This is a genomic window from Bacillus sp. SJS, from assembly GCF_000732485.2.
In the GTDB taxonomy this organism is placed as follows: domain Bacteria; phylum Bacillota; class Bacilli; order Bacillales; family Bacillaceae; genus Metabacillus_B; species Metabacillus_B sediminis.
Genome location: NZ_JAQV02000008.1, coordinates 1 through 11,422, shown reverse-complemented (window position 1 = coordinate 11,422; position 11,422 = coordinate 1). Strand labels below are relative to the sequence as shown.

At 41.9% G+C, this 11,422-nt stretch carries 8 protein-coding genes and 3 tRNA genes; 9 read left to right on the top strand and 2 right to left on the bottom strand.

Annotated features, from left to right (window positions below):
- The first annotated feature begins 4 nt into the window (after positions 1-4).
- The 3 genes from AS29_RS04820 to AS29_RS04810 all read left to right on the top strand — a co-directional run bounded on the left by AS29_RS04820 (position 5) and on the right by AS29_RS04810 (position 311).
- Positions 5-79, top strand: a tRNA-Asn gene (locus tag AS29_RS04820).
- Positions 80-141: 62 nt separating this feature from the next.
- Positions 142-232: transfer RNA gene (locus AS29_RS04815), tRNA-Ser, on the top strand.
- Between the two features lie 7 nt (positions 233-239).
- Positions 240-311 (top strand) — tRNA-Glu (locus tag AS29_RS04810).
- A 58-nt stretch (positions 312-369) separates the two neighbouring features.
- Here the strand turns inward: AS29_RS04810 and AS29_RS04805 are convergent.
- Entirely contained in the window at positions 370-909 is a 540-nt protein-coding gene (locus AS29_RS04805) for a GNAT family N-acetyltransferase (RefSeq protein WP_035413852.1), read from the bottom strand.
- A 482-nt stretch (positions 910-1,391) separates the two neighbouring features.
- Here AS29_RS04805 and glgB point away from each other — a divergent pair, with 482 nt between their 5' ends.
- From glgB to AS29_RS04780, 5 genes are read left to right on the top strand one after another with little or no spacing between them, the layout of a single operon-like run.
- On the top strand, positions 1,392-3,320 hold the full coding sequence (gene glgB, locus AS29_RS04800) for a 1,4-alpha-glucan branching enzyme (protein ID WP_035413848.1): 1,929 nt from the start codon (positions 1,392-1,394) through the stop codon (positions 3,318-3,320).
- The gene (locus tag AS29_RS04795; RefSeq protein WP_035413846.1) at positions 3,265-4,434 is read left to right on the top strand and encodes a glucose-1-phosphate adenylyltransferase; all 1,170 of its coding nucleotides are present in this window, start codon (positions 3,265-3,267) and stop codon (positions 4,432-4,434) included. Before glgB ends, AS29_RS04795 begins: the two co-directional genes overlap by 56 nt.
- A gap of 39 nt (positions 4,435-4,473) precedes the next feature.
- Positions 4,474-5,502 carry a sugar phosphate nucleotidyltransferase gene (locus AS29_RS04790; RefSeq protein ID WP_035413844.1) on the top strand — a complete coding sequence of 343 codons (1,029 nt, stop codon included), beginning with the start codon at positions 4,474-4,476 and terminating at the stop codon, positions 5,500-5,502.
- On the top strand, positions 5,499-6,953 hold the full coding sequence (gene glgA, locus AS29_RS04785; RefSeq protein WP_035413843.1) for a glycogen synthase GlgA: 1,455 nt from the start codon (positions 5,499-5,501) through the stop codon (positions 6,951-6,953). Before AS29_RS04790 ends, glgA begins: the two co-directional genes overlap by 4 nt.
- Positions 6,940-9,336 (top strand): glycogen/starch/alpha-glucan phosphorylase, encoded by a 2,397-nt coding sequence (locus AS29_RS04780; RefSeq protein ID WP_035413841.1) that lies wholly within the window; start codon positions 6,940-6,942, stop codon positions 9,334-9,336. The genes glgA and AS29_RS04780 overlap by 14 nt, the downstream gene beginning before the upstream one ends.
- A gap of 45 nt (positions 9,337-9,381) precedes the next feature.
- Here AS29_RS04780 and AS29_RS04775 read toward each other — a convergent pair whose 3' ends face one another.
- Positions 9,382-10,107 carry a lipase family protein gene (locus tag AS29_RS04775; RefSeq protein ID WP_035413839.1) on the bottom strand — a complete coding sequence of 242 codons (726 nt, stop codon included), beginning with the start codon at positions 10,105-10,107 and terminating at the stop codon, positions 9,382-9,384.
- 236 nt (positions 10,108-10,343) lie between these two features.
- Here AS29_RS04775 and AS29_RS04770 point away from each other — a divergent pair, with 236 nt between their 5' ends.
- On the top strand, positions 10,344-11,177 hold the full coding sequence (locus tag AS29_RS04770; RefSeq protein WP_051860898.1) for a M23 family metallopeptidase: 834 nt from the start codon (positions 10,344-10,346) through the stop codon (positions 11,175-11,177).
- Positions 11,178-11,422 lie beyond the last annotated feature (245 nt).

Here is an 11,422-nt window from a genome sequence, read left to right as displayed (position 1 = left end):
TTGTTCCGCAGTAGCTCAGTGGTAGAGCTATCGGCTGTTAACCGATCGGTCGCAGGTTCGAGTCCTGCCTGCGGAGCCATTTTCATTATAAGCGTTAAACAGGTTTGTGAGAATCCTTTCACAGATCATCTATTTATATATGGGGAAGTACTCAAGTGGCTGAAGAGGCGCCCCTGCTAAGGGTGTAGGTCGCGTAAGCGGCGCGAGGGTTCAAATCCCTCCTTCTCCGCCATCTGTCTGGCCCGTTGGTCAAGCGGTTAAGACACCGCCCTTTCACGGCGGTAACACGGGTTCGAATCCCGTACGGGTCATTGAAAAAACGCTGCGTCTGCAGCGTTTTTTGCGTTATTCTTTTAAAACTGAAGCAGTTCAATCGGCAATCCAAAATCGCTTAACCACGGTTCCACATTCTTCTATAAACTCCGAATCGAATTTTCCTCCATTTTTTAAAATCGTTTTCTCCGATGCAATATTGGACTTGTCACATGTAACAAGCACATTTTTAATCCCCATTCGTTTTGATTCAGCCAGAGCCAGGGACAGGATTGCTGTAGCATATCCTTTTTGCCGTTCAGAAGGTCTGATTCCATATCCGATGTGTCCTCCCCGCTCTTTTAAGTACTCATTCAGCCTATGTCTGATATTAACAGCTCCAACAATGCGACTCTTGCCCAAAAGAAGCCAATAGGTAGAATGGGGAACAAATTGCTCCGGAATATTTTTACCTTGCTCCTGCTCCTCTAAATAATGGAGATACTTTTCAAAGTCAGCTGGGCTTTCAGCTACTACCCATGGAACAATTTTTTCTTCTGAGTTTTTCCATTCCTCATAAAACTCCATATATGCCTCTTTTAATCTGAAATCCGGTTTGGTTAGAGTTAGCAAGGCAGCGGCCTCCTTGTGCGTCATCTTTTTTAGAAATATAGTCCAAGCCAGAGGAATCTGCAAGCTTTTTTTGACACAGCTGCTCCATTTTTGAAAGAATTACTGTTTTTAAAAGTCAATTAAGAATATATTGACGAAACATAACCTTTTCCTCACTGTGGTAATTCCTTCATTTTTTCCTGTAATTTAGCTTTTTTAAAAAAATAAAATTCGACTAATTACGACACTTTTTTCAAATAATCATGTTTTTAAAATAATGCTTTTATTTGTTCGTTATAGAGGAAGTCCCTCGCAGCAAAGGGTTTACCTCTATTTTTTTTATACTTTTCTTAATTCTATTTAGAAAAATAACATTGTGTGCACCTGCGATAAATATTTGTTAGATTATGTCTAATTATAAAAGCGTTTGCACAAAAGGATTTTTTTTCAAAGTAGAGAATTAAAAAGTAGTAAAAGGGGTATATAGATTGAGATACACTCTAAAATGCGGGGAGGGTTTATGCTGAATGATTGCAAGTCCTACAGATTTTGAGGTTCATTTGTTTCATGAAGGAAGCCTGTTTAAGAGCTTTGAACAATTTGGCGCTCATTTTAAGACTATTGATGGAGTAAGCGGAGTTCAATTCACTGTGTGGGCACCGCATGCGAAACAGGTAAGAATTGCCGGTGATTTTAACCAGTGGAAGGGCACGGATTACGTACTTGAGAAAGTAAGCAATGAAGGGATATGGACTGGGTTCTTTCCGGATTTGAAGCTAGGAGATGTATATAAGTACGAACTGATTGCCAAAAATGGTTCCAGGCTGCTGAAAGCTGACCCGTTTGCTTTTTATTCAGAGCTTAAACCTAATACAGCTTCTATTGTAGCCGATTTGGAAGGGTATAAATGGAACGATCAAAAGTGGCAGCGAAAGAAAAAAACAAAAAACATTTATCAAAAGCCTGTCTTTATTTATGAGGTCAATTTAGCTTCCTGGAAAAAGAAAGAGGATGGAAGCCTTTATTCATATAAAGAACTAAGCGAAGAGTTAATACCTTATGCAATCGATCATGGTTTTACACATATTGAGCTCATGCCGGTGATTGAACATCCATATGACCGCTCATGGGGCTATCAGGGAACAGGATATTTCTCTGCCACAAGCCGATATGGCACACCTAAGGAGTTTATGGAGTTTATTGATGCCTGCCATCAAAACGACCTGGGAGTAATCATGGATTGGGTTCCGGGACATTTTTGCAAGGACGCACATGGTCTATATATGTTTGACGGGGAGCCGGTATTTGAATATTCAAACTATAATGATCGGGAAAATGTAATTTGGGGTACAGCCAATTTTGATTTGGGCAAACCGGAAGTACATAGCTTTTTGATCTCGAATGCCCTGTTTTGGCTGGAGAAATATCATATAGATGGTTTCCGCGTAGATGCGGTAGCCAACATGCTTTATTGGCCAAATAGTGATTCGTTTGAAAATCCATACGCTGTAAGTTTTTTGAAAAAGCTGAATGAGACAGTTTTTGCCTATGATCCTCATACACTTATGATTGCTGAAGACTCTACTGATTGGCCTTTGGTTACTAGCCCTGTTTCGGAAGGAGGCTTGGGATTCAATTATAAGTGGAATATGGGCTGGATGAATGATGTGCTGGAGTATATGGAGACGGACCAGCATGACCGCAAGCATATTCATCATAAGATGACTTTTTCTCTCATGTATGCTTTCAATGAAAATTTCATTCTTCCATTCTCTCATGATGAAGTCGTTCATGGAAAAAAATCACTTCTCAACAAAATGCCCGGTGATTACTGGCAAAAGTTTGCTCAGCTGCGCTTGCTGCTAGGGTACATGCTTGTACATCCAGGGAAAAAGCTTCTTTTCATGGGGTCTGAATTCGGCCAGTTTGATGAATGGAAAGATCTTGAGCAGCTTGATTGGTTCCTCGAGGATTATGAGCTTCACCGTGATACAAGGGTTTATTTTAAAGAACTAATGAATGTTTATAAAAAGCAAAAGCCTCTTTATGAATTGGATCATTCTCCGGAAGGATTTGAATGGATTGATGCAGACAACGCGGAACAAAGTATTTATTCCTTCATGAGAAAAGGATCTAAAGAAGGGGAAGTGCTTATTGCAGTCTGTAATTTCAAAAGCGATGTGTACCACGGCTACAAAATCGGGGTACCGGCAGACACGAGATATGTAGAGATTTTGAATAGTGATGATGTTCATTTCGGAGGTTCGGGTCAGGTGAATCTCAAAGAATTGAAAGCTGAAAAAGAGGAACTTCATGGCCAGCCGTACAGCATCAGCATGACGGTCCCGCCATTTGGTTTTAGCTTGCTGAGAGCAATTAAAAAGAGAAGGGAGAACAACAATGAAAAAGAAATGCGTAGCAATGCTTCTGGCAGGGGGGAAAGGCAGCCGTCTTAGTTCATTAACTAAGAATTTGGCTAAGCCTGCCGTTCCATTTGGAGGGAAATACAGAATAATCGATTTTACACTGAGCAATTGCACGAATTCTGGGATTGACACTGTAGGGGTTCTTACACAGTACCAGCCGCTCGTTCTTCACTCTTATATCGGAATTGGAAGCGCATGGGATCTGGATCGTAAAAATGGCGGGGTAACTGTACTTCCACCATATGCTGAATCCTCTGAAGTAAAATGGTACAAAGGCACAGCGAGTGCCATCTATCAGAACTTAAACTATTTAGAGCAATACGACCCTGAATACGTATTGATTCTCTCTGGTGATCACATTTATAAGATGGATTACTCTAAGATGCTGGACTACCATGTGGAAAGGAACGCCGACGTATCGATTTCAGTTATTGAAGTCCCATGGGAAGAAGCAAACAGATTCGGAATTATGAACACGAACGAACAGATGGAAGTTGTAGAGTTTGATGAAAAGCCTCAAAATCCTAAGAATAACCTGGCTTCAATGGGCGTTTATATCTTTAAATGGTCTGTTCTTCAGGAATATTTGGAAATGGATGAGCGTAATCCGTATTCCAGCAATGACTTTGGGAAAGACGTTATTCCGCTCCTGATTGAAGAAAAGAAAAAGCTTGTAGCTTATCCATACAAAGGGTACTGGAAAGACGTAGGAACTGTGAAAAGTCTTTGGGAAGCAAATATGGATCTATTAAAAGATGATCCTGAGCTTAACCTGTTCAGTCAAGATTGGAGAATTTATTCCGTCAATCCTAACCAGCCGCCGCAATTTATTTCTGCAGAAGCAGAAGTAACTGATTCTCTGGTAAATGAGGGCTGTGTCGTATACGGAACCGTACAGCATTCTGTCCTGTTCCAGGGTGTAACAGTGGGCAAAGATAGCTTCCTTAAAAAGTGTGTTGTGATGCCGGATGCGGTGATCGGAAGCAACGTCTATATTGAGAATGCCATCGTTCCAAGCGGAATGACTATTGAAGATGGAACGGTTATCCGTTCAAACCCTGGATTAGAAGAAGTCCTCCTTGTTACTCCGGACTATATTAGACAGCAGCAAGTGGCTGCGCGCGATGCAGAAGTCACTGAATAAAAGAACGTAAATTACTTGAGACGAAAGAGGTGGCAAAGCATGAACATGAGCATGCTTGGAATTATTGATGCAACAGCGCATAGCCAGAATATTGATGATTTAATACAAAATCGTTCAATGGCTGCTATTCCCATTGGAGGAAGATATAGATTAATAGATTTTGTCCTCTCTAATTTGGTTAATTCAGGAGTAGACAGCGTCGCTATATTCCCTAAATACCAATACCGTTCTTTAATGGATCACCTTGGATCAGGAAAAGAGTGGGATTTAAACAGAAAGCGCGACGGACTGTTCTTTTTCCCTTCTCCGCATTTGCATGATGAATACGATGAATTTGGATCGTTCCGCCAGTTCAAAGACCATTTCGATTACTTTAAAAGAAGCCGTCAGGAATATACGGTTATTACAAACAGCCATACCGTTTGCAACATTGATTTCTGCAAAGTCCTTAAGCATCATATTGAAATGGGCTGCGATGTAACGGAGATCACTAAAGAAGGCAATTCTCTGCAAATGTACGTGCTTAAAACCTCACTGCTTAAAGATTTAATTTCCTCCTATGATAACAATGGTTTTACAACATTAAATCAAGTCGTCAATGAAGGCAGATCCCAGCTAAATATCTGTGAATATGCATTTAACGGGTATGTTTCCGTGATTGATTCCATTCAATCTTATTTCCGCTACAGTCTTGATTTATTAAAGCCTGAAGTTTGGAAAGAGCTTTTCCCTAAAGCTGCGCCAATTTATACGAAAGTAAAGGATGAACCTCCTACTAAATATCTTAAATCCTCTTATGTACGAAACTCTATGATTGCAAACGGATGCCGTATTGAAGGGCATGTAGAAAACTCAATCATCTTCAGAGCGGTTCATATTGGCAAAGATACGGTAATAAAAAATGGGATAATTATGCAAAAATCGTCTGTGGGAGAAAATTGCGTGCTTGAAAACGTTATATTAGATAAGGATGTTAAAATTGGTAATCACGAAGTTCTGAAAGGCACCATGGAGCATCCAATTGTCCTGCGCAAAGGATCTGTTCAAGGAGTGCTGATTAAGTCGTGAAAATTCTGTTTGCCGTATCTGAATGTGTGCCTTTCGTTAAATCCGGCGGATTGGCAGACGTAGCTGGAGCACTGCCAAAAGAACTTACCCGGTTAGGATCTGACGTGAGAGTCATCATGCCAAAGTATGGGCAGATTCCCGAAAAATACAGAAAGCAGATGACAAAAGTAAAAGAGATTGAGGTAGCTGTAGGCTGGAGATCTCAGTTTTGCGGCATTGAAGTATTTGAAATGGACGGAGTTACGTATTATTTTCTGGATAACGAATATTATTTTAAACGTGACTCTCTATATGGGCATTACGATGATGGAGAAAGATTTTCGTTCTTTTCAAGAGCCGTCCTGGAAGCAATTAAAGCGATCGATTTTCAGCCTGATATTATTCATAGCCACGATTGGCATACAGGCATGGTCGCTTATTTCCTGAATGAAGTGTATGCAGCCGATCCATTTTACGCTGAAATGAAAACCGTATTTACGATCCATAATCTTGAGTTTCAAGGCGTTTTCCCACAGGAGATCATTTATGATCTCCTGAATCTGGGACATGAGGATTTCACAGCTGACAAACTCGAATTTTATCAATGCGTGAACTTCATGAAAGCGGCAATTATTTCTTCTTCAGCCATTACGACCGTCAGCCCAACCTATATGGAAGAAATTCAGACTCCTTATTACGGGGAGCGTCTTGATGGATTGCTTAGGGCAAAAGGTGCCTCCTTGCACGGGATCTTGAATGGAATCGATGACACAATTTATAACCCGGCAAAGGATGCGTTCCTAAATACACCATTTGATGTGTCAAGCCTTGAGAAAAAACAGGAAAATAAAGCTGCTTTGCAAAAAATGTTCGGGCTTCCTGAAAGACCTGAAGTCCCGGTTATTTCCATGGTTACCAGGCTGACTAAGCAAAAGGGTCTTGATCTTGTCCGCCATGTGATGGAAGAGATGGTGGATAACGATACGCAATGGATCATCCTTGGAACAGGCGAAGCCGAATTTGAAAACTTTTTCCGCCATATGGAACATAAATATCCGGAAAATGTAAAAGCTTACATAGGTTTTGATGAGCCATTAGCCCACAGAGTGTATGCAGGATCTGACTTGTTCCTTATGCCGTCTAGATTTGAACCGTGCGGACTAGGGCAGCTGATTGCTCTTCGATATGGCTCAATACCTGTTGTTCGTGAAACCGGCGGCCTGAATGATACCGTTCTTTCCTATAATGAAGCAACTGGTGACGGAAATGGGTTTTCATTCAAAAATTTTAATGCACATGACATGATGCATACAGTCAGACGTGCTCTCTCTATTTACAGAGAGGATAAAGAATTATGGAACCAGCTTGTTAAGAACGCCATGAGCCAGGATTACAGCTGGTCTCAATCTGCCAGCAAATACAATCAGCTTTATACTGATTTGATGGGAAGTGGGAGTATTGTTCTCAAGTAAAGAATCTTTCCAGAAAAGCTTTCTTAAGAGACTGGAAATGACATATGGAAAGACGTTCAGAGAGTCTACCAGCAGGGACCAATACAATACTTTAGGCAATATGGTGAGAGAATACATCAGCACGAACTGGATTGAAACGAACGAAAAAAACCGCTCTGCCAACAATAAGCAGGTCTACTATTTATCAATAGAATTTTTGCTGGGGAAACTAATGGGGCAAAACCTGTTGAACCTTGGTATTCGGGATGTTGTAGAAAAGGGTCTTGAAGAGCTTGGAATCAGCTTATCGGATATTGAAGAGTCCGAATCGGATGCAGGTTTAGGCAATGGCGGTCTTGGCCGCCTTGCTGCTTGTTTCCTTGATTCTCTTGCTTCGCTTGATCTTCCAGGCCATGGCTGCGGAATCCGATATAAACATGGACTGTTTGATCAGAAGATTGCAGATGGCTATCAGGTTGAGTATCCGGAACAATGGCTGCGCCATGGAAACGTGTGGGAAGTCAGAAAACCCGATCAGGCAGTTGATATTGCATTTTGGGGAACGACTGAAAGCCGTGAAGTGGATGGAAAACTGGAATTTAAACATGTTTCGCCGGAAACGGTCGTAGCCGTACCTTATGATATGCCTATGATTGGATACGAAACCAGCACCGTTAATACGCTCCGATTATGGAGCGCAGAGCCCGCCCATCATCCTCCTCTAAATAGAGACTTACTTACCTATAAGCGGGAAACTGAGGCCGTTTCTGAATTCCTTTATCCGGATGATACACATGATGAAGGGAAAATTTTACGCCTCAAGCAGCAGTATTTCCTTGTATCATCCAGCTTGCAGAGCATCATTCGCTCCTTTCGTAAAAAGAATGGCAGCCTTCATAATTTTCATGAAATGGTGGCCATTCATATTAATGATACCCATCCAGTATTGGCGATTCCGGAATTGATGAGAATTCTTTTGGATGAAGAACGAATGGAATGGGAAGAAGCCTGGGAAATTACCACAAAAACGATCTCCTACACGAATCATACAACCTTGTCAGAAGCCCTTGAAAAGTGGCCAATCTATTTGTTTAAACCACTTCTTCCAAGAATCTATTTAATTGTGGAAGAAATTAATGAACGCTACTGTAAAGCTTTATGGGAGAGATATCCGGGTGACTGGAACAGAATCGAGCAAATGGCGATTCTTGCCCATGGATTGGTTAAGATGGCTCACCTTGCGATTGCTGGAAGCCATAGTGTCAATGGGGTGGCAAAAATCCATTCCGATATCCTGAAGATGCGTGAAATGAAGCTGTTTTATGAATTTGAGCCTGAGAAATTTAATAATAAGACAAATGGGATTGCCCACAGAAGATGGCTGCTGAAGGCAAATCCAGAGCTTGCAAGCACAATCACAGAGGCAATCGGCGAGCGCTGGGTGAAGGATCCTGAATATTTAATTCAGCTGAAACGTTTTATCTATGATGAGGGAATGAAAGAAAAAACCGCTAAAATTAAACAGGTGCGCAAGGAGCTTCTTGCGCAGAAAATTTTTGAGCAATCTTCTATGAAGGTAGATCCATCCTCTATTTTCGATGTGCAGGTCAAGCGTCTGCATGCTTACAAACGGCAGCTGCTTAATGTGCTCCATATTATGTATTTGTATAACCGGATAAGAGAAGATTCCAACTTCTCCGTCTATCCGCGTACTTTTATTTTCGGGGCAAAAGCTTCACCAGGCTACTATTATGCAAAAAAAGTCATTAAGCTAATTAATTCCTTAGCTGAGAAGGTGAATTCCGATCCTAAAGTCTCCAAGATGATTAAGGTGGTTTTCATGGAGAATTACCGTGTTTCCCTTGCAGAGTCCATTTTCCCTGCGGCTGATGTAAGTGAACAAATTTCCACTGCTTCTAAAGAGGCTTCAGGTACAGGAAATATGAAATTTATGATGAATGGTGCTTTAACCCTCGGTACTCTAGATGGAGCGAATGTAGAGATTCTTGAATCAGTAGGACCTTCTAATATTTTTACCTTTGGTCTCACGGCAGAACAAGTGCTAGACTACTATGAAAATGGAGGATACCGTTCAACCGAGTATTACCATCACGATGTACGGATACGCCAGGCAGCGGATCAGCTGATCAATGGTTTCTTCCATGAAACAGAAGGGGAATTCGAAGCGATTTATGATTCGCTTATCGCCCATAATGATCAATATTTTGTTCTGAAAGACTTTTCATCCTATGCAGAAGCACAGGAGAGGGTAGAGCAGACCTTCATAAATAAAGGGGAATGGCAGGAAAAATCTTTAATAAATATTGCTTATTCCGGTTCATTTTCCAGTGACAGAACCATTAAAGAGTACGCAGATGGAATTTGGAGAATTAAGCCGATTTAACTTCGCTCAAAAGCGCCGCTCCAATACAGGAGGGGCGCTTTTCGATTATGGAAGTTTCTCCGCAGCTTTATAGTATGTTTCCATACTATGGTTTCCGGCAATGGTTCCGGTTTGAAGAGAAAATAAGCATTGATTTGGAAGATGGGCGTAGTAATAGTTTTTGCCCAGACTGTAATCTGTTATTTTACCCGGTGGAAGAAGAGGGACAAGATCCTCTTTGTTAACAAACCTGCAATAGCGGATGCCAGATTTACTATAAGTAGAGACGAATCGTCTGTTTCCTGTTTTAGGGCTACCGAAATTATACATATATATGTTGGAGTTCCCAGTATTTTCTGAAGCGTCCAAAGAAGCCAGGGTTGCAATGCCGGCGCCTAGACTGTGTCCCGTGAAGTATAGTTTTTTTCGGGAAGAGCGGTTTCTGATGGATCTGTATAAATCTGTTCGAAAAGATTGATAGATTCCAAGAAAGCCATCGTGAACCAGGCCGGCGGATGTATATGGATAAGGAACCTGCTCAATATCCCCTGTAGCAGCCCAATCAGGTTCTGACTGGCTTCCCCTAAAGGCAACTATGATGTGCCGGTCCGATTCAATAATAAATCCAAACCACTTGTTTTGACCAAGTATATTCCCTCTTAATGAGACCACATTGACAAAGCCTTCAGGGGCTTTAAATTCCCCGCCATTCTGTGCCCCATCATAAGCAAGGAGGCAGCAGTCTGCAAGCAGGACAGCAGTCTTTCTGTCAGGCTTATTTAGATCATCCATTCGATTTCCTCCCGTGCTGTTTGCTTCTAACATATGCATGCTCGTGAGAAATGGAGCCATAGGGAATTGGGTGAAAATCCAGGAAGAGTCTAAACGCACCTGTTTTTGTAAAAAATCTCTTTTTTATAGGACAATCCGTTTGGTTTTTTCTAACTGCGAAGTAAAGAGCTGGGGCAGTTCGAATCCTCTCATGGGATAGGTGACTACCCAACTATAAAGAGGAGGAATGCGGCGACATGAAACATACGTATATGCCAGTTATTCTGGCTGCAGCGTTTTCAGCTGCTTCTATCACAATCCCTGCAGCTGCAGAGGAAACAGTGACCGTACAAAAGGGCGATACTCTTTCCGAACTTGCGAACAGCCACAATATGACAGTTGCTCAAATGATGCAGGTAAATGGTTTGGAAGGCGATCTTGTTTTTCCGGGACAATCACTAAAAATCGGCGGAGGCATTACTGAAGTAAAGGGAGCATCCATACATACAGTCGAAAGCGGAGAAACTCTAAGCGGTATAGCTTTAAAGTACAAAATGAGTGTAGCTGAGCTTAAAAGCTTAAACAGCCTCAAATCCGACTCCATCTATGCTGGACAAAAGCTTGAAGTGAATGCAGATCAGAATTTATCCTCTCTGGACAGCGGGCAGTTTCCTCTAAATGAAGGTACGTATGATCCATTTGTGGATACATGGGGAAAATCAAGAGAGTATGGCGGGGCAAGGGTTCATGAGGGTACAGATATCATGGCTAAAGAAGGCACCCCAGTGTATGCCGCTGCTGACGGAAGCGTTTCACGAAAAGGATGGAATGAACTTGGCGGATGGAGATTGACAGTCAATACACCGGATGGCTACAACGTTTATTATGCTCATCTTTCTAAATATGCAGATGGAATCGATCCAGGAACGGATATTAAAAAAGGGCAATTAATCGGGTATGTAGGAAGCAGCGGGTATGGTCCTGAGGGCACTACAGGAAAATTTGTCTCCCATTTGCATTTCGGTTTGTATGACTCGAGCTTTAAAGCCGTTAATCCTTATCCATATTTAACTCAGTGGGAAGCTAATTAATCAAGAGAGCCTTGTCCGGCGGCAAGGCTCTTTGTGTTGTGTGCCAGGCATGTTCATCAACTAGACGGTGAAAGTCCGTTATGGGCGTTGGGATATGCGAACCATTAGTCGAAGGCAAGGGTGTCCATGGCGACGTGGAATCTGGAGGAAGCCGAAGACAAACCCTCGGTCCGAGGTACACGAATCACATTCGAGGTTGGACACTCTAGGACGAGCTTGCAACACAAAGTAAAGTCCAAAATATC

Coding starts and splice junctions, on each gene's coding strand:
- AS29_RS04790 (WP_035413844.1), top strand. CDS start 4,474: ATGAACATGAGCATGCTTGGAATTATTGATGCAACAGCGCATAGCCAG.
- AS29_RS04805 (WP_035413852.1), bottom strand. CDS start 909: ATGACGCACAAGGAGGCCGCTGCCTTGCTAACTCTAACCAAACCGGAT.
- AS29_RS04775 (WP_035413839.1), bottom strand. CDS start 10,107: ATGGATGATCTAAATAAGCCTGACAGAAAGACTGCTGTCCTGCTTGCA.
- AS29_RS04795 (WP_035413846.1), top strand. CDS start 3,265: ATGAAAAAGAAATGCGTAGCAATGCTTCTGGCAGGGGGGAAAGGCAGC.
- AS29_RS04770 (WP_051860898.1), top strand. CDS start 10,344: ATGAAACATACGTATATGCCAGTTATTCTGGCTGCAGCGTTTTCAGCT.
- glgB (WP_035413848.1), top strand. CDS start 1,392: ATGATTGCAAGTCCTACAGATTTTGAGGTTCATTTGTTTCATGAAGGA.